Origin of the sequence: Streptomyces sp. NPDC005962, assembly GCF_040629205.1 — a bacterium.
In the GTDB taxonomy this organism is placed as follows: domain Bacteria; phylum Actinomycetota; class Actinomycetes; order Streptomycetales; family Streptomycetaceae; genus Streptomyces.
The window spans coordinates 168,949-188,071 of the sequence record NZ_JBEXVE010000018.1 but is presented as its reverse complement, the minus strand read 5'-3'; the positions used below and the strand labels follow the sequence as shown (position 1 = coordinate 188,071).

19 protein-coding genes are annotated in these 19,123 nt (G+C 71.7%); 5 read left to right on the top strand and 14 right to left on the bottom strand.

Going from position 1 to position 19,123, the window contains the following annotated elements:
- Nucleotides 1–69: 69 nt before the first annotated feature.
- From ABZ370_RS27585 to ABZ370_RS27560, 6 genes are all read right to left on the bottom strand, one after another.
- Complete coding sequence (locus ABZ370_RS27585; RefSeq protein ID WP_358625862.1) at nucleotides 70–873, bottom strand: DUF1295 domain-containing protein; 804 nt, start codon at nucleotides 871–873, stop codon at nucleotides 70–72.
- Nucleotides 870–2,165: a cyclopropane-fatty-acyl-phospholipid synthase family protein gene (locus ABZ370_RS27580; protein WP_358625860.1), complete on the bottom strand. Its 1,296-nt coding sequence runs from the start codon at nucleotides 2,163–2,165 to the stop codon at nucleotides 870–872. Before ABZ370_RS27580 ends, ABZ370_RS27585 begins: the two co-directional genes overlap by 4 nt.
- Entirely contained in the window at nucleotides 2,162–3,424 is a 1,263-nt protein-coding gene (locus ABZ370_RS27575) for a class I SAM-dependent methyltransferase (protein ID WP_358625858.1), read from the bottom strand. Before ABZ370_RS27575 ends, ABZ370_RS27580 begins: the two co-directional genes overlap by 4 nt.
- A complete protein-coding gene (locus tag ABZ370_RS27570; protein ID WP_358625891.1) occupies nucleotides 3,421–4,095 on the bottom strand; it encodes a DUF1365 domain-containing protein in 675 nt (224 codons plus the stop codon). The genes ABZ370_RS27575 and ABZ370_RS27570 overlap by 4 nt, the downstream gene beginning before the upstream one ends.
- A 257-nt stretch (nucleotides 4,096–4,352) precedes the next feature.
- Nucleotides 4,353–5,621, bottom strand: a complete 1,269-nt coding sequence (locus tag ABZ370_RS27565; protein ID WP_358625856.1) for an FAD-dependent oxidoreductase — start codon at nucleotides 5,619–5,621, stop codon at nucleotides 4,353–4,355.
- Nucleotides 5,622–5,687: 66 nt separating this feature from the next.
- On the bottom strand, nucleotides 5,688–5,984 hold the full coding sequence (locus ABZ370_RS27560) for a 4a-hydroxytetrahydrobiopterin dehydratase (RefSeq protein WP_358625854.1): 297 nt from the start codon (nucleotides 5,982–5,984) through the stop codon (nucleotides 5,688–5,690).
- A gap of 91 nt (nucleotides 5,985–6,075) precedes the next feature.
- Here ABZ370_RS27560 and ABZ370_RS27555 point away from each other — a divergent pair, with 91 nt between their 5' ends.
- Nucleotides 6,076–6,966 (top strand): helix-turn-helix transcriptional regulator, encoded by an 891-nt coding sequence (locus ABZ370_RS27555; RefSeq protein WP_358625852.1) that lies wholly within the window; start codon nucleotides 6,076–6,078, stop codon nucleotides 6,964–6,966.
- 4 nt (nucleotides 6,967–6,970) lie between these two features.
- Here the strand turns inward: ABZ370_RS27555 and proP are convergent, their stop codons facing one another.
- The 4 genes from proP to ABZ370_RS27535 all read right to left on the bottom strand — a co-directional run bounded on the left by proP (nucleotide 6,971) and on the right by ABZ370_RS27535 (nucleotide 13,357).
- Nucleotides 6,971–8,392 carry a glycine betaine/L-proline transporter ProP gene (gene proP, locus ABZ370_RS27550; RefSeq protein WP_358625889.1) on the bottom strand — a complete coding sequence of 474 codons (1,422 nt, stop codon included), beginning with the start codon at nucleotides 8,390–8,392 and terminating at the stop codon, nucleotides 6,971–6,973.
- A gap of 134 nt (nucleotides 8,393–8,526) precedes the next feature.
- Nucleotides 8,527–9,513: an NADPH:quinone reductase gene (locus tag ABZ370_RS27545; RefSeq protein WP_358625850.1), complete on the bottom strand. Its 987-nt coding sequence runs from the start codon at nucleotides 9,511–9,513 to the stop codon at nucleotides 8,527–8,529.
- 139 nt (nucleotides 9,514–9,652) lie between these two features.
- Nucleotides 9,653–11,056, bottom strand: coding sequence for an amino acid permease (locus ABZ370_RS27540; protein ID WP_358625848.1), 1,404 nt, complete (start codon nucleotides 11,054–11,056; stop codon nucleotides 9,653–9,655).
- Between the two features lie 36 nt (nucleotides 11,057–11,092).
- A complete protein-coding gene (locus tag ABZ370_RS27535; RefSeq protein ID WP_358625846.1) occupies nucleotides 11,093–13,357 on the bottom strand; it encodes a phage holin family protein in 2,265 nt (754 codons plus the stop codon).
- A 165-nt stretch (nucleotides 13,358–13,522) separates the two neighbouring features.
- Here ABZ370_RS27535 and ABZ370_RS27530 point away from each other — a divergent pair, with 165 nt between their 5' ends.
- Nucleotides 13,523–14,110, top strand: a complete 588-nt coding sequence (locus ABZ370_RS27530; RefSeq protein ID WP_358625844.1) for a hypothetical protein — start codon at nucleotides 13,523–13,525, stop codon at nucleotides 14,108–14,110.
- Nucleotides 14,111–14,117: 7 nt separating this feature from the next.
- Here the strand turns inward: ABZ370_RS27530 and ABZ370_RS27525 are convergent, their stop codons facing one another.
- Both ABZ370_RS27525 and ABZ370_RS27520 read right to left on the bottom strand, forming a co-directional pair.
- Nucleotides 14,118–15,284: a methyltransferase domain-containing protein gene (locus tag ABZ370_RS27525; protein ID WP_358625842.1), complete on the bottom strand. Its 1,167-nt coding sequence runs from the start codon at nucleotides 15,282–15,284 to the stop codon at nucleotides 14,118–14,120.
- Nucleotides 15,285–15,513: 229 nt separating this feature from the next.
- Entirely contained in the window at nucleotides 15,514–16,170 is a 657-nt protein-coding gene (locus tag ABZ370_RS27520; RefSeq protein ID WP_358625840.1) for a hydrolase, read from the bottom strand.
- A gap of 160 nt (nucleotides 16,171–16,330) precedes the next feature.
- On the opposite strand from ABZ370_RS27520, the gene ABZ370_RS27515 reads away from it, so the two are divergent.
- Nucleotides 16,331–16,798 carry a MarR family winged helix-turn-helix transcriptional regulator gene (locus ABZ370_RS27515; protein ID WP_358625838.1) on the top strand — a complete coding sequence of 156 codons (468 nt, stop codon included), beginning with the start codon at nucleotides 16,331–16,333 and terminating at the stop codon, nucleotides 16,796–16,798.
- A gap of 14 nt (nucleotides 16,799–16,812) precedes the next feature.
- Here ABZ370_RS27515 and ABZ370_RS27510 read toward each other — a convergent pair whose 3' ends face one another.
- Nucleotides 16,813–17,184, bottom strand: a complete 372-nt coding sequence (locus ABZ370_RS27510; RefSeq protein WP_358625887.1) for an ATP-binding protein — start codon at nucleotides 17,182–17,184, stop codon at nucleotides 16,813–16,815.
- A 164-nt stretch (nucleotides 17,185–17,348) separates the two neighbouring features.
- On the opposite strand from ABZ370_RS27510, the gene ABZ370_RS27505 reads away from it, so the two are divergent.
- Nucleotides 17,349–17,609, top strand: a complete 261-nt coding sequence (locus ABZ370_RS27505) for a Scr1 family TA system antitoxin-like transcriptional regulator (RefSeq protein ID WP_358625836.1) — start codon at nucleotides 17,349–17,351, stop codon at nucleotides 17,607–17,609.
- The gene (locus ABZ370_RS27500) at nucleotides 17,606–17,848 is read left to right on the top strand and encodes a DUF397 domain-containing protein (RefSeq protein ID WP_358625834.1); all 243 of its coding nucleotides are present in this window, start codon (nucleotides 17,606–17,608) and stop codon (nucleotides 17,846–17,848) included. Before ABZ370_RS27505 ends, ABZ370_RS27500 begins: the two co-directional genes overlap by 4 nt.
- Here ABZ370_RS27500 and ABZ370_RS27495 read toward each other — a convergent pair.
- Nucleotides 17,832–19,040, bottom strand: coding sequence for a cytochrome P450 (locus tag ABZ370_RS27495; protein WP_358625832.1), 1,209 nt, complete (start codon nucleotides 19,038–19,040; stop codon nucleotides 17,832–17,834). The two genes, ABZ370_RS27500 and ABZ370_RS27495, sit on opposite strands and share 17 nt — an antisense overlap.
- Between the last annotated feature and the right edge of the window lie 83 nt (nucleotides 19,041–19,123).

Genomic DNA, 19,123 nt, shown 5'->3' with positions numbered 1-19,123 from the left:
GCCCCCCCCCGTAACCGGGGGCGGAGCCCCCGGTTACGGGGAGGGGCGGGGTGGGGGAATCAGCCGGGGTCAGGGGTCGGGTGGGCGGCGGGGGAGGAAGGGGCTCGTTCGGGCTGCGTACGCGGCGAAGCCCGGGCGGTCGGCCATGTGGCGTTCCAGCAGGGCCATGCCGCTGCCCTGGGTGAGGAGGTACGTCATCAGCAGCGGGGAGAGGAGGGAGATGAGGGCGGGCTGCCAGGACTCGGAGGACAGCAGGTACAGGCCCCACCAGACGCAGCAGTCGCCGAAGTAGTTGGGGTGGCGGGTCCACCGCCACAGGCCCTGGTCCATGATCCGGCCCCGGTTGCGCGGGTCGGCGCGGAAGCGGGCGAGCTGGGAGTCGCCGACGGCTTCGAAGGTGAGGCCGAACAGCCAGAGGGCCGCGCCCGCGGCCGCCCCCGGGCCGAGCGGGCCGTCGGCGTACTGGGCGGCCTGGACCGGGAGGGAGACGAGCCAGATCAGGGCGGCTTGGAGGAGGTAGACGGCGCGCAGGGCGTAGAGGTGGCGGTTGCCGGGAGCGCGGGCCAGGAGGCGTTCGTAGCGGGCGTCCTCACCGTGCCCGCACCGCCGTACGCCGATGTGGACGGCGAGCCGCAGCCCCCAGACGGCGGTGAGCACGGTGGCCAGCAGCCGCCGGGTGCCGTCGCCGTGGCCGTCGGAGGAGGCGAAGGTGACGAGGGCGATGGCGGTGAAGCCAAGCCCCCACGCCACGTCGACGATGCGGTGGACGCCCTTGGCGAGGGCGACCAGGAAGGTAAGGAGCATGATCGCCAACGCGGCGAGGGCGCTGTAGAGCAGGCCCGTGCCGAAAGCCGCCCAGGGGAAAGCGGTCACGCGACCTCCAGCGACGGCGCCGGGTACCACGCCGCAGGCGTGTCCGGCATGCCGCTGACCCCGCGCGCGGTGGGCCGTACGGCGAGGATCTGGTCGATGCCCATGCGCCGTTCCTCGAAGGCGAGCGCGCCACCGGCCAGGTAGAGGCGCCACATCCGGGCGGTGTGGTCGCCCGCCAGCAGCCGGAAGGCGTCCCATTGGGACTCCAGCGCCTCGCGCCAGGCGCCGACCGTGCGGACGTAGTGTTCGCGCAGGGATTCGGAGGAGCGCACCTCCAGTCCGGCGGTCTCCAGCAGGCCGATGGTGTCGCCGAGGGGCCGCATATGGAGGTCGGGGGCGACGTAGGTTTCGATGAAGGCGCCGCCGCCGGGGGTGCCCGCGGGGCGGGACATCTGCTGGACGAGGGCGCGGCCGCCGGGCCGCAGCATGCCGTGGAGGGTGCGGGCGAGGCGCGGGTACTGCTCGTGGCCGACGTGTTCGCCCATCTCCACGCACGCCACGGCCTCGTACTGGCCGCCCGGCAGGTCGCGGTAGTCGCTGAGCACGACCTCGACGAATTGACCGAGGCCCAGTTCGTCGACCCGCTCGCGCACGAAGTCGCGTTCCTCGGGTACCAGTGTGACGGCGGTGACCTGCGCCTTGTGGCGGTCGGCCGCGTACAGGGCGAGGGCGCCCCAGCCGCAGCCGAGGTCGAGGAGACGGGCGCCGGGGACCAGTCCGAGCTTGCGGCAGATGGCCTCCAGCTTGTCGCGCTGGGCGTCGGCGAGGCCGTAGGAGGGGTCGTGGCTGGTCCAGTAGGCGCAGGAGTACGCCATGGACGGGTCGAGCAGCCGCTCGTAGAACTCGCTGAGGAAGGCGTGGTGGTGGCTGATGGCGGCGCGGGCCCGGGACCGGGAGTGCGGGCTGCCGCCGAGGCGGGCACGGCCGCCGGGGGCGGGCGGCGGGGGCCCGACGACGCCGAGCCGGGCGACGGCACCGGCGGCCCGGGCGCGGGCGGCGAGGCCGACCCGGGGCGGGGCGCCGGAGGTCTCGCGGAGGGCGTTCCACACGGCGCGCAGCCCGTCGGTGAGGTCTCCTTCGACGTCGAGGTCGCCGCTGATGTACGCCTCGGCGAGGCCGAGTTCGCCGGGCTGCCACAGCAGCCGCAGCACCGCGCGCGGCGAACGCAAGGCGACGCGGGGCGCGTCCGGCGGACCTGCCTCGCTGCCGTCCCAGGCGCACAGCCGCACCGGGAGCGGCCCGCCGAGCAGGCGTTCGGCGATCGGGGCGAGGGTGGGGGCCACGTCGCTCATCGGTCTGCCTCCTGGAGCAGGATCTGCTGGACGTCGAGGTAACGGGCGCGGAAGCCCGCCTCGGAGTAGGCGAGGTAGAAGGTCCACATGCGGCGGAAGGTGGCGTCGAAGCCGAGGGCGGCGACCTCCGCGTCACGGGCGGTGAAACGTTCCCGCCACAGCCGCAGGGTCTGGGCGTAGTGGTCGCCGAAGGAGTCACGGCGGGCCAGATGCAGCCGGGTGTGGCGGGCGGCGCACTGTTCGAGGGCGGTGACGGAGGGCAGGAAGCCGCCGGGAAAGACGTACTTCTGTATCCAGGTGTAGGTGTGGCGGGTGGCGAGCATCCGCTCGTGCGGCATGGTGATGGCCTGGAGGGCTATCCGCCCGCCGGGGGCGAGCAGGTTCTGCAGGGTGCTGAAGTAGCGGGGCCAGTACGCCGCCCCGACGGCCTCGATCATCTCGACGCTGATGACGGCGTCGTACCGGCCCTCCAGCTCGCGGTAGTCGCACAGCAGCAGGCTGATCCGGTCGGTGAGCCCGTCGCGCAGGGCCCGCCGCGCCGCGAGGCGGCGCTGTTCCTCGGAGAGGGTGGCGGTGACCACGCGGGCGCCGCGCAGGGCGGCGCGCAGGGCGAGTTCGCCCCAGCCGGTGCCGATTTCCAGCAGCCGGGTGCCGGGGCCGACCCCGGCGAGGTCGAGCAGCCGGTCGATCTTGCGGTGCTGGGCGTCGGCGAGGTCGTCCCAGGCGGCGGGGAGGCGGTCGAAGAGGGCGGCCGAGTAGCTGAGGGTGGGGTCGAGGAAGAGCCCGAAGAGTTCGTTGGACAGGTCGTAGTGGTGGTGGACGTGTTTGGGGGCCGCCTCCAGGGTGTTGTACTGCCCGACGGGGTGCCGCGGGGCCCACGCGCCGCGCAGCCGCTGCGCCCAGCGGGGCACGATGCTGTCGGCGTGCTCGGCGAACACGGTGAGGACGCCCACCAGGTCCTCCGCGTCCCACTCGTGGGCCAGATACGACTCGCCGAAGCCGACCAGCCCGTACCGGCCGACGCGCCGCATGAAGGCCTCGGGGTCGGCGATCTCCAGCAGCGGACCGGCGGCACCGCGGACGGGCCCGTTCCCGTACCGCACCCGCAGCGGCAGCCGGGCCAGGGCCCGGCGGACCGCCGTCCGGGCCAGGGTGTCGCGGGGCCGGGAGGGGCCGGGCCGGTCGGCGACGGCGGGCCAGCGGGCGGCGTCGACGGCCGGGCGGTGGGCGGCGCCGGTGACGTGGTGCAGTTCGGTCACTCCAGGCCCTCCTGTACGGGGTGGCGGGGGCGCGGCTGGAGGGGCAGTCCGCGCAGGTACAGCCGGATGCCCTGGAGCCGGATGTGCCCGGTGACGGCGGCGGTGGCCCAAGGGTGGCGGACGGCGGCGCGCAGCAGGGCGCGCGGCGAGGCGGGGCGGGCCCTGCCGGTGACGGTCGCGGTGAACGGCCGTGCGCCGTCGCGCTCCAGATGGACGGTGAGGTCGAGGGTTTCGGCGGGGCGCGGCAGCCGCATCCGGTAGTCGCCGTCGACGGGGAAGAACGGCGAGACGTAGAAGTCCTTGGCGGTGTCAGCCCGGCCGTCGTCGTCGGGGCGCAGCAGATAGCAGTGGCGTTCGCCGTAGGTGTTGTGGACCTCGGCGACGACGAGGACGAGGGCCCCGGCGCGGTCGTGGCACCAGTAGAGGGTGAGCGGGTTGAAGACGTGGCCGAGGACGCGGGCGTGGCCGAGCATCAGTACCCGGCCCTCCGGCGGGGTGACGCCCTGGGCGGTGAGCCAGCGGTCGAGGGCGGCGCGGAGGGTGGGGCCGGTGCCCGCGAAGTGGTCGCGCGGGTCGAAGCGGGCCAGCGGGCGCAGCGGCCGGGGCGGGCGCGGGAGGTGGTCGAGGTCGACCAGCCACAGGTAGGTGCGGTGGGTGAAGGCGTGGTGCAGCGGGCGGGTGCGGACGTGGGTGACGACGCTCTCGTAGAGGGCGGGGGTGCGGGTGACGGCGGTTCCGGGCCCGGCGGGGGCGGCGGGATCGTTTCGGTCGGCGCGGGCGGCACGGGCGGCACGGGCCGTGTCGGCGGCACGGGCTACGCGAGCGGCACAAGCCTCGCGGACGGCACGCGCGGCACGGGCGGCACGGCCCGCGCGGGCAGAACGCGCGGCGTGGGTGCGGGCCCGGTCGGCGAGGCGGCGGGGGTGGTTCACCAGCGCACCCCCAGGGCGGCGGCGGCCCGTACGCCGGAGGCGCAGCCGTCCTCGTGGAAGCCCCAGCCGTGGTAGGCCCCGGCGAAGGCGGTGACGCGGTCGTTGAGGGAGAGCAGCCACTGCTGGGCGGCGACCGACTCGGGGGTGTGGACGGGGTGTTCGTACACCATGCGGGCCAGCACCCGGCTCTCGTCCACGCGGCCGCCGCCGTTCAGGGTGACGATGTGGTCGCGGGGGGCGTCGAGCCGCTGGAGCCGGTTCATGTCGTAGCTGATGAGCACCCGGCCGGAGGGGGTGGCGCAGGACGGCATCCGGTAGTTCCAGGCGGCCCGGGCCCGGCGGTTACGGGGCAGCAGGGTGGGGTCGGTGTGCAGGACGGTGTCGTTGCGGGAGTACTGGAAGGCACCGAGGATGTCGCGTTCCTCGTCGGTGGGGCGCTCCAGCAGCCGCAGCGCCTGGTCGGCGTGGACGGCGATCACGACGGCGTCGTACGGGGCGTGTTCACCGTCCTCGGTGACGATGTCGACGCCGTCGGGGTGGCGGACGACGGTGCGCACGGGGGCCGAGGAGTGGACGGCGGAGAGCTGTTTGGCGACGCGTTCGACGTAGGTGCGCGAGCCGCCGGTGACGGTTCTCCAGGGCGGGGCGCCGGTGACCGACAGCATGCCGTGGTGGTCGAGGAAGCGGAACAGGTAGTGGGCGGGGTGGCGCAGCGCGGTCTCGGCGTCGCAGGACCAGACGGCGGAGACCAGCGGGGTGATGAAGTGGGAGACGAAGTAGCGCGACCAGCCGCCGATGGTGAGGAACATGCGCAGGGTGACCGTGTCGTCCGGCTCCCGGTCGAGGAGGCGGCGGGCGGCCCGGTGGAAGGCCGGGACCTCGGTGAGCATGCGCAGATAGCGGCCCCGGACGGCGTTGGAGGGCCGCGCCAGCAGCCCGGGCAGACCGCGTGCGCCCGCGTACCGCAGTCCGCAGCCCTCGCACACCACGGACATGCTCATCTCGGACTCCTGGGTGGAGACGCCGAGTTCGCGGAAGAGCTTCAGCAGCTGCGGGTAGGTGCGCTCGTTGTGGACGATGAACCCGCTGTCGACCGGCCACACCCGGCCGCCGGGGGCCGCCACATGGTGGGTGTGGGCGTGGCCCCCTAACCGGTCGTCCGCCTCGTACAGCGAGACGTCGTGCGTGCGTTGGAGTACGTAGGCCGCGGTCAGCCCCGCCACTCCGCTGCCGACGACGGCGATCCGCTGCCGCTGCCCGCCCATGCCCGCTCCTCCGGTCGACGCCGCCCTCTCATGGGGGTATTCGGAGCCGGTCGGGGAGCGGCTTGGTCAAGAATTCGACGCCGCGGCCTCGATGCGGCGGGCCAGCCCGAAGTCGAGCTCGGTGACCTTGCCGCCGACGCTGTGGGTGTTCACGGTGACGGTGACCTTGTTGTAGCCGAGGGTCAGGTCGGAGTGGTGGCCCAGCTCGTCCTGGATACGGGCGATCTCCGCGACCAGGGCCGCGGCCTGCGGATGCCCGTGGAAGGCGTACGTACGGGAGAGCCGGTCGTCCGCGAACGACCAGCCGGGCAGCCGCTCCAGACGCTCGTCGATCTCCGTGCGGGCCAGCGGTTCGACTGCCATGACGGTGTCCCTTCGTCGTCTCGTCCCTCAGGTGATGGCTCGGCCTCCCACCCTGCCACGGGGGCCGCCGGGCTTCCGTTACCTTCGGGACATGACGACTGCCGCGCCGTCCGCGTCCGCCCGTAGTGCCTCCTCCCGCGGGGCCTCCCCCGCCGCGTCCACCGGGGTGGGCCCCCTGCTGCGGGCATGGCGGGACCGGCGGCGGATCAGCCAGCTGGAGCTGGCGCTGCGCGCCGACTCCTCGGCCCGTCACATCAGCTTCATCGAGACCGGCCGGTCCCGGCCGAGCCAGGAGATGGTGCTGCGCCTGGCCGACCACCTCGACATCCCCGTGCGGGAGCGCAACGCGCTGCTGATCGCCGCCGGGTACGCGCCGCACTATCCGGAACGGGCGGTGGACGATCCGTCGATGAGCGCGCTGCGCGAGGGGATGGAGCGGCTGCTGACCGGCTACGAGCCCTACCCGGCGCTGGTGCTGGACGGGACGTACGAGGTGCTGGCGGCCAACCGGGGCATCCAGGCGCTGCTGGAGGGCGTGGCGGACCATCTGCTCACCGCGCCGATGAACGCGATGCGCGTCACCCTCCACCCGGACGGGCTCGCCCCGCGCATCCGCAACCTGCGTGAGTGGCGCGGCCATCTGCTGGACCAGATGGACCGCCAGCTCGCCCTGATGCGCTCCGCGCCGCTGCGCGAGCTGTACGACGAGGTGGCGGGCTATCCGCTGCCCGAGACGGGCGGCCGGGAGTCGGCCACCGGCGGCGGCCACGCGCCGTTCGCGCTGCCGATGATGATCGAGCACGGCGGGCGGGTGCTGTCGTTCATCTCGACGATCGCGACGTTCAACACCCCCATGGACGTGACCGTCTCCGAGCTGGCCATCGAGACGTTCCTCCCGGCCGACCCGGAGACCGCCGCCGCGCTGAAGGCCGTTCCCTACGCGAAGCCGAGGAACTGCTCGTGCGCCACGGCGGTGCCGTAGTCGGTCAGGTCGTCCGCTGGGTCTGCTGGGACTGGGACTCGACCAGGGCGATCGCTTCCTCCTTGGTCGCGACCGCGGGCGGCGAGCCCTCCAGCGGCTGACGGGCCGTCTCCTTCATCACGGCCGAGGCGATGATGCCGACGATCGCCGCGATCATCGTGTAGTACGCGGGCATCAGATCGTCGCCGGTACCGCTGACCAGGGACTCGACGACCAGTGGAGTGGTACCGCCGAAGAGGGACACGGAGATGTTGAAGGCGATCGACAGGGAGCCGTAGCGCACGTCGGTCGGGAAGAGCGCGGGCAGGGAGGCCGACATCACGGCGACGTAGGGCAGCAGACACATGCCGAGCAGCAGCAGGCCCGCGAAGACCGGGAAGATACCGCCCTGCTTGATGAGCAGGAAGGACGGCACCGCGAGGACGAAGAAGCCGATGGACCCGGCCAGCAGCAGCGGCTTGCGGCCGATGCTGTCGGAGAGGCGCCCGACGAAGGTGATGGCCGCCATCAGCACCAGCATCACGATGATGATCGAGACGAGGGCGTTGGTCTCGCTGTAGTGGAGCGTGGACGAGAGGTACGTCGGCATGTACGACAGCAGCATGTAGTCGGTGATGTTGTACGCGGCGACCAGCGCCATGCACAGCACCATCGCGCGCCACTGGGTCCGGAACACCTGCCAGAACGGCAGCGTCGTGCGCTCCTGCGCCCCGGTCTCCTCCTCCAGCTTCTGGAAGGCGGGGGTCTCGTCCAGCTTCAGCCGCAGATAGAGGCCGACGAGGCCGATGGGGGCGGCGGCGAGGAAGGGAATGCGCCAGCCCCAGGAGCCCATCGCGTCGTCGGAGAGCGTCAGGGTCAGGATGGTGACCAGTCCGGCCGCGGCGGTGTAGCCGATGAGCGTGCCGAATTCGAGGAAGCTGCCGAAGAATCCGCGCCGCTTGTCGGGCGCGTATTCGGCGATGAACGTGGACGCACCACCGTATTCACCGCCCGTGGAGAATCCCTGGAGCATCCGGAACAGGATGAGGAGTGCGGGCGCGACGTAACCGATGGAGTGATAGCCCGGGATGAGACCGATGGCGAGCGTGCTCGTCGCCATCATGATCATGGTGAAGGACAGCACCTTCTTCCGCCCGATGCGGTCACCGAGCGGCCCGAAAAACATACCTCCCAGCGGCCGTACGAGAAACGCCACCGCGAACGTCGCGAAGGAGGACAGCACCTGGATCGTGCTGCTCCCGCCAGGGAAGAAGACCTTGCCGATGGTGACCGCGAGATAGCTGTAGATCCCGAAGTCGAACCACTCCATGGCGTTTCCCAGCGCAGCGGCTTTGACCGCCCGGTGAACGTCCTTCTCCTTCGTCACCGTGATGTCACTGCGCCGCAGCGGAGGGTTCTTGCGCCGCCTGATGGCCCGGTGGAGCATGGGGTGCCGGACTGCGGCGGGGGCGTCGGAATCGGATTCGGTCAGGGCAGGCACAACTTTTTCTCTCTCTTCGTCAGTCGGATTCGGGCGCCTACCCAGCAGTTCCTGGATGATGCATATAACGCGAATGCCGGTCAGGGGAGCAGCACGATGCGGCCCGGGCCGCCGGCCCCGCCCTCAAGCCCCTCCAGCACGCGGTGGGCCCGCGCCGCCTCCGTCAGCGGAAGCTCGGCGCGAATTCTTCCGCGCAACCGGCCGCTCACCAGCTCGCGGTTGATGCCCTCGGCGGCGGCCGTGAGGTCCGTCACCGAGGCGTTGCTGATGGCGAAACCATGGAGACTGATCTCACGGGTGTACACGGCGCCGACGGGCAGCACGGCGCGCGTCCGCAGCCCGGCCATCAGGACGACGCGGCCGCCCCGGGCGAGCAGCGGGACCGTGGTCTCGAAGTCATGGCGGCCGGAACAGTCCCACAACACGTCCACCCCGTCCGGGGCAAGGCCGCGGACCGCGGCGGGGACGTCCGGGTCGGCGCGGTCGAGGACGTGAGCCGCCCCACAGTCACGGCACCACTCGGCGTTCTCGGCACGGTCCACGGCGATGACACGCGCCCCGGCCGCGGTGGCGAGCTGGACCACGGCGCTGCCCACGCCGCCGCCCGCGCCCTCGACGAGGACCGTCTCACCCGGCCGGACGCGGGCCTCCCGGAACAGCCCGAGGTGTGCGGTTCCGGCGGTGTGCAGCACGGCCACCGCGCACACCGGGTCGACCCCGGCGGGCAGCGGATAGAGCCGGTCGGCGGGCACGGCGGCGTACTGCGCGAACGAGCCCTGTCTGCCGTCGTGGCCCAGGCTGTTGCACCACACCCGGTCGCCGGGGGCGAAGGGCCCGGCGGGGGTCAGGGCGGTGCCGGTCAGGTCCCGTCCGATGACGAACGGGAAGGACACCCGGGTGGCGTAGGCGCCGGAGCGGACGAAGGTGTCCACATGGTTGGCCGCCACCGCCTCGACCCGGACGAGGGCTTCGCCCGGGCCGGGTACGGGACGGGGCAGCGGCCCGGTCCGGATGTCGTCGGCACCGCCGAAGCAGGTGATGTAGGCCGCTGTCATCTCGCCGTTCATTCCGGCACCGTACGGTCAGCGCCTCAGCGGCACCGGCAATTGCCGGTGCCCATGGGAGATGAACGACTCCAGTGGGCGAACTGGTCCGCCTCGGCGCGGATGTCACCCGCGGCGGGTGCGGCCCGAGTCCGCCCCGGCGTTACGGAGTACCGGCCTCCGCCGTGGCGCCATCCGAGGCGGCCACCGCGTCGCCCGCGCCCTGGGCCTGGCCCTGGCCCTGGCCCTGGGCCTGGCTCTGGCGGCGGGCCGCGATCACCACGTACACCAGCACCCCGGCGAACAGGAACAGCACGCCCTGGTACACCGCCGCGTACCCGGCCCCCGAGACCAGCCAGAAGGAGAAGCCGAAGCTCGCCAGCGCCAGCACCAGGTCCCAGACGAAGCGCCCGGTCCGGACCTCGTCGCGGCGCCCCGCCAGCAGGAAGTACAGCTGCGCACCGGCCGCCAGCAGATACGGGACCGTCGCCGAGAAGGTGGTGATGAGGACGAGGGTCGCGAAGACGCCGTTCGACCCCGAGGTGTAGTTGACCACGGTCAGGACCGACGCCAGGATCACGCCGACGAACACCCCGACCGTCGGCACCCCGCGCCGCTTGGCCGTGAACACGGCCGGGAAGAGCCCGTCCCGCGCGGCCGCGTACGGCGCCTGGGCGCTCATCAGAATCCAGCCGTTGAGCGCGCCGACGATGGACACCACGGCGGCCAGCGCGATCAGCGTGCCGCCCCAGGTGCCGCCGAACATCGCGTCGACCGCGTCGGAGAAGGGGGCGGTGGAGTTCACCAGGTCCTTGTGGGCGACGGTGCCGAACACCGCCACCGTGCCGAGGAGGTAGACCACGGCCGCGCCGATCGTGCCGAGCACGCTCGCCCGCCCCACGTTGCGCTCCGGGTTCTCCATCTCGCCCGCGCTCATCGACGCCGACTCCACGCCCAGGTAGCTGTAGAGCAGGATCGCCGCCGCCGCCGACATCCCGCCGACCGCGCTGCCGCCGCCCGCGTTGAACGGGCCCATGTTGCCGGGGTCGAAGTAGAAGAGCCCGACGACCGCGACGAAGAGCAGGGGGACGAACTTCAGCACCGTCGACACGAGCTGTACGGCACCGACCCAGCGCGTCCCCGCGAGGTTCGCCAGCCCGGGCAGCCACAGCACGAGCAGCGCGATGGTCAGATCCATGCCCTTGGACGCGTGCCCGGGGGCCAGCACATGCACATAGCCGACCGCCGCCACCGCGAGCGCCGCGTTGCTGACCCAGGTCATCGTCCAGTACGACCACGCCGACAGGAATCCCGCGAAGTCGCCGAAGGCGGCGCGGGCGTGCACATACGGCCCGCCCGTGCTCGGGTCGCGCCGCGCGAGCCGCCCGAAGACGAGCGCGAGCGCGATCGCGCCGACCGTCAGGACGGCGAAGGCCAGCAGGCTGAGGGTGCCGTACGGGGCGACGGAGGCGGGGAGCAGGAAGATGCCGCCGCCGATGATGTTGCCCATGACGAGGGCGGTCGCCGTGGGCAGACCGAAGCGGCGCGTGTGGTGCTGGTCGAGCATGTGAACATCGTCATGGACGATGTACGGTGCACCAAATCACCGGGCTTTGTCCGGCAGGACGGGGGCGGCAGCCGGAAATGGTACGGCCGCGGGGCCCGGAACGCGGGATTCCTTCGCGAGACCCTGCGATCCGTCAGACAAGACGCGTTCCGGCAAGACCGGTTCCGACGGCGCATCCTCGCCCTGAATGCGCTCCCCCGGAATCAGCCCCTCCGAAACCCGCTCTCCCGGAATCCGCTCCTCCGGAACCTCCGGTCCGTCCGCCTCCCGCAGCCAGCACCGCAGCACCGTGTGCACCCGCTCCGCCCCCACCAGCTGCTCCCCCGCCGCGACGGGCGCGGAGAGCCGGACCGGCCACAGCAGAAACGGGTGGCCCTGCTCGCCGCCGAGCCCGCCGTGCGAGCCGATCTGCTCCTCGAACGCGTGCACCTCGCCGGTCGCCGCGTCGTAGGCCGAGTTGACCATGATGTCGGGGGTGTTCCGGAAGTGCGCGGTCCGCCGTACGGCATCGGCGGCGCCCGGCCCGAAGAGCGCGAGCGGGCTCTCCTTGATCACGCGGTGGGTGTCGAGATGGTGCTCGGCGCCGTTCGCCCCCAGCACCACCGCGCCCTCCGTCTCGGAGCGCACGAGCAGGAAGCCGACCCCGGGGTGATTGGCGAGGGTCCGCAGCAGCGCGGGATGGCGCCGTTCGATAGCCTCGCGGCTCATCCGGCCGGGGACGTCGGGAAACGAGATCAGCCCCAGGTTCCCGGAGGCGAGCACCACCGGCCGGGCCCCCTGGGGCCCGTCGTCGTCCTTCTCGGGCCCCTCTTCGTCCTTCTCGGGGCGGTGCAGCGCCGCCCGCGCCGCCTCGCGCGCCTCCGCGCCGCTCGCCGTACGCCCCACCGCCTTCGGCACCGGCAGCCCGCACCCGGCGCGCACCAGGTGCTCCAGCGTCAGCCCGTACGCCCCCGCGAAGGTGTCCCCCGGGCTCTGGCCGTGGTCGGAGAGCAGCACGATCCGGTAGTCGCGCGGCGCCCGCTCCGCGACCTTGGCGATCAGCGCGATCGACCGGTCCAGCCGGGCCAGCACCTGCTGTGCGTCGCGACTGCGCGGCCCGGAGTGGTGCGCCACCTCGTCGTACGCGACCAGGTCGGCGTAGATCGCGGTACGGCCCGCCAGGACGTCCCCGCTCACCGCCGCCACCACCACGTCCCGCTCGACGACCGTCGCGAACGCCCGGATGAAGGGGTACAGCCCGCCGCGCCCCACCCGCGGCGTCTCCCGGCGCAGCTTGGCGCGGGTGGACTGGCAGAGCTCCCGGACCACCTCGGCCACGAACGAGGCCGCGGTGCGGGTGGCGTTGGCGGGGTCGGAGAAGTACGCGAAGTAGCCGCTGCGGGAGCGGTTGCGCTTGCTGCGCCGCGCCGCCACGGAGAGGACGAGCGCCAGTTCGTCGGCGCCCCCGGTGAACAGGTTGCCCCGGCTCGCCCCGTCCACCGTCAGCAGCCCCTCGTGCCCGGCGCGGGCGGCGGCGCGACGCTGCAACACGGCCGCGCTCGTCGGCCGGTTGCTCACCATCACCTCACCGCTCTTCTTCTCGTACCAGCGGAAGGCGGGCACGTCCTCGTTGGAACCGTGCAGGATGCCGAGCTGGCTGGCGCCGGTCTGGCTGGACCAGTCGGTGCGCCACGGCGTGACGGTGTGGGTGCCGCCGACCCACGCCGAGACGGTCTCCATGACCGGCGCCCTGTTGTCGCGCGGGCGCAGCGCGTCCCGCAGCACGGCGTGCCCCACCCCGTCGAGCTGGAGGAACACCGTCCCCGGCGGCCGCTCCCGGCCGCCGTCCTTGCCGCTGACGCGCCGTTCGCGGTCCGCGAGCCGTGCCAGCCTGCGCCGGTAGGCCCCGTCGTCCCGCACGGTCAGGAACGTGCTGGTCGCCGAGGACGCGGCCGACATCACCGCCGCCACCACGACCGCCGTCTCCGGTTCCACCGCGCCCCGCCCGTCGGGGATCAGGCTGATCGCGACGAGCAGCATCGAGCCGTTCAGCACGAACACCAGCAGCCCCAGTACCAACGCGGGCATCAGCAGCAACGCCCGTACCAGCAGCGGCCACACCAGCGCGCTCAGCACGCCGAACACACCGGCGCCGCTGGCGGCGGTGACCGCGATCCTCGTCGCGCTGTCGCCGTCAGCGGCCTGCAAGCGGAAATCGGGCAGGATGCCCGCGAGTGCCAGCATGGTGAGCGTCGACACCGCCCACACGGCCGTCACCCGGAGCAGGGCACCCCCCACGGTCTTCCATCGGGGTTTCTGCACGCCGTGGCCTCACTTCGCATTCCGGTCCGCGCTGGGCGCGCGGACCGGCTCCCAGCGTTACACAGCGCGGGGGCGTCGCGGCGGGCACGAGGTGACAAGGAGTGGACCGTTCCGCTTACTCCACGGTCACGGCGGCGGCCGCCATGCCATGGCAGAGTCATGCGCATGCCGACCTTAGTGCGGGAGCGGTGCGGACCCCTCGTCGCGACCGCCCTCCTCGTGTGCGCAGCCCTGTCCCTGACCGCCTGCGGCGAGCAGCGCGTCACGGCAGGCGATGCCCCGAACACACCCTCGACGCCCAGCTCCCCCGCGACCCCTTATGTCGAACCCGGAGCCCACGACGGCGCCCCGCACTACCGCGAGAACAACGCCTTCCGCCGGCCCGGCGAGATGTCCCCCGCCAGTGCGAAGGACGCGCGGAGGGAAGCCGACCGCATCGAGCCCGTGCTCAAGAGGCTGTGGGAACAGAAGAAGTGGGACCCCAAGACCGTGCGCGCGGCCCTGCTCAAGCTCGGCTACGAGGAGGAGCGCACCGGGCGGAGGGGAGAGCGGCTCGGCGGGAAGCTCACCGTCACGGGCATGACCGCACGCTTCGAGACCGACCACTACATCACACCCGAGGGCGCCCGGGTCGGCCTTCGCGTCCACGACGACGCGTGCGTCACGGCGTTCACGCAGAAGACCAACTACCAGGTCAGCACGAACGGGCCCTACCTGGAGCACGGCTGCTTCGAGCCGCCCTCCGGCCACTGAGACGGCCCTACGCCACGGTGACGCCCGGATCGTCCAGCCACACCCGATGCCCGTCCGGCGTCACGGTCAGCCCGAACCGCGTGTGGTCCGGCGCTCCCTGGCCCACCCACCACCGGTACGCGCCCTCCACCTCGTTCCACAGTCGCCGCGGCCCCGCCTGCCAGACGCGCGTCCTGTCCTCCCGGAACACCACACAAGCCCAGGACCGGTCCCCCACCCCGTAGAACCACACGGCCCGTTCCCCGTCGTACTCCCTGTCCGCCACGACCTGGACGCACTGCCGTACGCGGAGCCCCAGCACAAAGGGGAGGGCGCTGTACTGCCCGGTGACGAATTCCGCCTCGGTCAGATCGGTGACGGAGGTGTCGGCGCCGTCGGTCGGGTCGTACGCACCGTGATCGGGCGGCGCCGACCGCTGCGCCCGCAGCTTCATGAACTCGGCGGGCCGGGTGAAGCACCCCGTCGCCGTCCCCTTGTGCACCGTCAGGCGCGCCACGGCGTCGGCGTGGGTGAAGTGCGTGCCCCACGGCGCGACGATGAGCCCGCCGGGGCGGGTCTGCTCGATCCACGCCCCGGGGATCGCACGGACCCCGACGGTGGCCAGGACACGGTCGTACGGCGCGCGGTCCGCGTGCCCCCGCGCTCCGTCGCCCACGACAACGGCCGCATCCCACCCGGCGGCGCCGAGCCGTTGCTGTGCCTGCCGGGATACGTCGGGGTCCACCTCGACGGTGGTGACCCTGTCGCCGCCGCAGCGGTGGGAGAGGGCCGCCGCCGTCTCGCCGGTGCCGGTGCCGACGTCCAGCACCGCCATGCCGTCGTCCACGGCGAGGTCCCGGAGCAACGCGTAGACGACAGACGGCATGGAGGAGCTGCTCGTGGACACCCGTCCGGGTTCGGCGCCGGTGTGCTCACCGTCGTCCCACTGCGTCACGATCGGCGCGTCACGGTCGACGGCGGCGTACCAGTCGTCGGGTGCCTCGGCCTTGTGGACGGCGGTGGCGTGGCGGGTGCGGGTGTCGAACGGCCACATGAGGTCCGGCAGAAACGCGGCCCGGTCGACGGCGGCGAAGGTAGCCACCCAGTCCGCCCCCATCATCCGCCCATCCACCAGAACCCGCCCCAACGCCTCCCGCCCGGGGCGCATCACGGAGTCCATCGCCTTCTGCGGCATCGGCGCTCTCTCCTCCGTACGACCGGTCCCCGGGCAGCAGCATAGAAATCACCGCTGGAGCCGGACTCGAACCACGGATAATGGGCGCATGGCCCCCAGGCCAATGGCTGCTCCAGCAGCCGGTCGGTCCCGAGGTGGTTGCGAGGGGTGAGGGCCGCCCCAGCCGGGAGTACCTCACCCCTCTGAGGCTCAGATGCCGCCCCCACCGCTCCCGGGTGCGGCAGTCATGTCAGGCGCCGCTTCCGGCGCGCGCGGCGAGGAGCTGCGTCTCCCAGGCGAAGGCCACAGCGGAGGCGCCGCCGTGCTGCGCCTGGACCTCGACGGCGCCCGGCACGGTCTTCTCGCGGGCCCAGTCGCGCTGCCACTCGCCCAACACGACCTGCCAGGTGATCGGAACCACGCCCGCCTGGGTCATGCGGCGCACGGCCATGTCGTGCCCCTCCTTCGAGCCACTGCCCGAGGCGTCGGTGACAACAAAGACCTCGAAGCCCTCGCCCGCCGCCTGTATGGCCGGCATCGCCACACAGATCTCCGTCCAGAGGCCAGCGATGATCAGCTTCTTGCGCCCGGTCGCCTTGACGGCATCCACGACGCGCTCGTCCTGCCAGGTGTTGATGAAGGTCCTGTCGATCGGCGTCTGCTCCGGGAACACGTCCCGCAGCCCCTGGATGAGGTAGCCGCCGCGCTCCTCCAGCACGGTCGTCAGGATGGTCGGCACGTCGAACACCTTGGCGGTCTTGGCGAGTCCAACGACGTTGTTCACGACCATCGTCGGTTCGTGGCTGTTCAGGTTGGCGAACTGGAACGGCTGGTGGTCGATCAGTACGAGCACGCTCTCCTCGGGCGTCAGCAGGGCGTCGAGTCCGGCCTTGTTCTCGGTGCTCATGGGATTCCCCTTCTGGAGCTTCACGTCCGTCATTTGGTTGACGTGACAACTAAGCTAGGGGCAAGTAGTTGATACGTCAACTGGCCGCCATGGGAGGCGACTTCGGGGTACGTGCCGGGTGGGCGGATACGCGTCCGAGCCGCGCCGTTACGCTCCCCCCATGAACGCAACGCCTCACTGGCTGACGTCGGAGCAACAGGCCGCCTGGGACGGCTTCATCCACCTGCAGGAGAAGCTGATCGGACGGCTTTCCCGCCGAGTCCAGGCCGACTCCGGGATGTCCGCCTCCGACTACATCGTGTTGGCCAAACTCACCGAAACCGGCAGCGGGCGGATGCGCTTCATGGACCTGGTGAAGCTGGTGGAGTGGGAAAAGAGTCGCATGTCTCACCAGGTCAGGCGGATGACGACGCGCGGGCTGGTGACCAAGGAAGACTGTCCCGACGACGGGCGCGGAGCGTTCATCGTCGCCACCGCGGCGGGCCACAAGGCGATCGAGGACGCCGCGCCCGTGCACGTCGAGCACGTTCGCCGACTGTTCATCGACGCCCTCCCCCCTGAAGACCTCGCCGCGCTCGCCCGGATCTCGAACCGTGTCCTCGCGCATATGGAGAAGCAGCCCGACTGACGACGCCGCCCGCCCTAGATGCGCACGCGAGCCCACACGGTCTTGCCGACGATGCGCTCCCGCACGCCCCACGCCTCGGCGAACGCCTCCACGATCGCCAGCCCGCGCCCGCGCTCGGCGTCCGGCGACGCCTCGCCGACCACCGGTAGCCCCTCGCGAGGGTCGGACACCTCGATGCCGACCAACTTCTCTGCGTCGTATGCGATACGCACCTCGTAGTACCTCCCCGGTACGCGGCCATGCCGTACCGCGTTGGTCGCCAGCTCCGAGAGGACGAGCATCACCAACGGGAGTGAGGCCGGGGCCACGCCCCACCCGCACAATGCGGCCTCGGCGGCGTGGCGTGCGCGGTGGACGGATGGGGGCCTGGGGGCGAACCTCCGCATCCAGCCATGGATGGGGTTTACGCCGTGACTTTCTGCATTCATGGCTCAACTGTCAGTGCACCTCGCTACCGTGCGCTAGTAGCAGAGAGTCAACGGCGCAGCTCAGCAACTCTGGTCGAACAGCCGTTGATTGGCGTTGAGTCACGTTGAGAGAGGTGGCCGGGGTGACCCAGCCGAAGAAGAAGGTCTCGACAGCACCGACTGTGCAGTACTTCGCCGCTGTGCTGCGGCTACTGCGCGTCCAGGCGGGGCTGACCCCGGACGACGCGACCCTCGCCTATCTGGAGGGACAAGGGAAGAGCATGCTGCTTTCCAAGCCGGACGAGGTCGGCGTCCTGGCCCGCCGCTATGCCATGATCAGGTCCCAGGCTCTCGGGCCAGAAGAATCCGTGCACTTCATCGAGCAGTTGATGGGTGAGCTATGAGCAGACTCGTGTGGTTCAAGAGCAGCTACAGCGACTCCAGCGGAGGCCAATGCGTCGAGGTCGCTCTCGACTGGCACAAGTCGAGCTACAGCGACAACACCGGCGGCCAGTGCGTCGAGGTGGCCCAGTCCCCCGCCACCGTCCACGTCCGGGACTCCAAGGTCCCGGACGGGGCGAACCTTCACATACCCGCCGACGCCTGGTCGGCCTTCCTGGGCGACCTCACGAATCCCAGGTAACCGGCAGGTGCCGCACGCCGCGCGTGGATACGCCCACCTTCCACTCCACGTCCCGCTCGGCATCGGCGAACCGAAGTCCCGGCAGCCGCTCCAACAGCGTGCGCAGGGCGATCTGCAGCTCCATCCGGGCCAGTGGAGCGCCGAGGCAGTGGTGCGGGCCGTGGCCGAAGCCGAGGTGGGTGGCCGCGCGGCGGCGCAGGTCGAGTTGGTCGGAGTCGGTGTAAACCAACTCGTCCCGGTTGGCCGAGTTGATGGCGACGACGACCGGCTCACCGGCCCGTACGGTCACCCCGCCCAGCTCGATGTCTTCGAGCGCGTACCGGGGCTGCATGCTGCCGGAGCCGAGCGGGGTGAAGCGCAGCAGCTCCTCGACCGCCTGCGGGACCTGGTCGAGGTCCGCGCGCAGGGCGGCGAGGTGGTCGGGCTGGGTGAGCAGGACGTAGAAGAAGTTCCCGAGCTGCGTGGCGGTGGTTTCGTGACCGGCGATGAGGATCGCCTCGGACAGCGAGAGCAGCTCGTCCTCGGAGAGCCGGTCGTCGTTCTCGCGCGCGGCGACGAGGGAGCTGAGCAGATCTTCCCGTGGTGCGGTGCGCCGCTGTTCGGCGAGACCGGCCATGTAGTCGCGCAGCAGGGTCCGGTAGCCCTTGATCTCTTCGAGGGTGTACTTCGTGGTGGAGAGGAACGCCTCGGACCACAGGCGGAAGTCGGCCCGGTCCTCGAACGGCACGCCCAGCAGCTCGCAGATGACCGTGATCGGCAGGGGCAGGGCGAAGTCCTCGACCAGGTCAGCGGGGGCGCCTTGCGCCCGTATCTCGTCGACCAGGTCGTCGGCTATCCGCTGGGCGCGTGACCGCATGCGGTCGATCTGGCGCACGGTGAACGCCTTCGTCACCAGGCGGCGCAACCGGCTGTGCTCCGGCGGGTCGAACGTGCTGATCGTGCCGGGGCCCGGCGCGTACGGCCGTACGCGCGGCGCGTCACGGCCGACGGCGGCCGCCCGGCTGAACCGCGGGTCGCCGAGGACGAGCCGGGCGTCCTCGTAGCGCGTGGCCAGCCACCCGGGTTCGCCGTACGGGAGTTGGACGCGCGCGAGCGGCTCCTCGTGACGCAACTGGGCGTACATCGGGGCCAGGTTCAGCTTCTCGGCCGCGAACGGGTAGGTCAGGGGCTCGGCGGGCTGGGCGGACGTCATACATCCTCCTTGGCGGTCCGTGTGGGGGGGGTGAGTGGGGCCACCACGGACCGCATTGTCCACGCCGGACATCAAGGAGATCA

Excerpts from the sequence above, each read along its gene's own strand:
- ABZ370_RS27580 (WP_358625860.1), bottom strand. The coding sequence starts at position 2,165 with ATGAGCGACGTGGCCCCCACCCTCGCCCCGATCGCCGAACGCCTGCTC.
- ABZ370_RS27565 (WP_358625856.1), bottom strand. The coding sequence starts at position 5,621 with ATGGGCGGGCAGCGGCAGCGGATCGCCGTCGTCGGCAGCGGAGTGGCG.
- ABZ370_RS27560 (WP_358625854.1), bottom strand. The coding sequence starts at position 5,984 with ATGGCAGTCGAACCGCTGGCCCGCACGGAGATCGACGAGCGTCTGGAG.
- ABZ370_RS27555 (WP_358625852.1), top strand. The coding sequence starts at position 6,076 with ATGACGACTGCCGCGCCGTCCGCGTCCGCCCGTAGTGCCTCCTCCCGC.
- proP (WP_358625889.1), bottom strand. The coding sequence starts at position 8,392 with ATGCTCCACCGGGCCATCAGGCGGCGCAAGAACCCTCCGCTGCGGCGC.
- ABZ370_RS27545 (WP_358625850.1), bottom strand. The coding sequence starts at position 9,513 with ATGAACGGCGAGATGACAGCGGCCTACATCACCTGCTTCGGCGGTGCC.
- ABZ370_RS27540 (WP_358625848.1), bottom strand. The coding sequence starts at position 11,056 with ATGCTCGACCAGCACCACACGCGCCGCTTCGGTCTGCCCACGGCGACC.
- ABZ370_RS27530 (WP_358625844.1), top strand. The coding sequence starts at position 13,523 with ATGCCGACCTTAGTGCGGGAGCGGTGCGGACCCCTCGTCGCGACCGCC.
- ABZ370_RS27525 (WP_358625842.1), bottom strand. The coding sequence starts at position 15,284 with ATGCCGCAGAAGGCGATGGACTCCGTGATGCGCCCCGGGCGGGAGGCG.
- ABZ370_RS27520 (WP_358625840.1), bottom strand. The coding sequence starts at position 16,170 with ATGAGCACCGAGAACAAGGCCGGACTCGACGCCCTGCTGACGCCCGAG.
- ABZ370_RS27515 (WP_358625838.1), top strand. The coding sequence starts at position 16,331 with ATGAACGCAACGCCTCACTGGCTGACGTCGGAGCAACAGGCCGCCTGG.
- ABZ370_RS27510 (WP_358625887.1), bottom strand. The coding sequence starts at position 17,184 with ATGCGGAGGTTCGCCCCCAGGCCCCCATCCGTCCACCGCGCACGCCAC.
- ABZ370_RS27500 (WP_358625834.1), top strand. The coding sequence starts at position 17,606 with ATGAGCAGACTCGTGTGGTTCAAGAGCAGCTACAGCGACTCCAGCGGA.
- ABZ370_RS27495 (WP_358625832.1), bottom strand. The coding sequence starts at position 19,040 with ATGACGTCCGCCCAGCCCGCCGAGCCCCTGACCTACCCGTTCGCGGCC.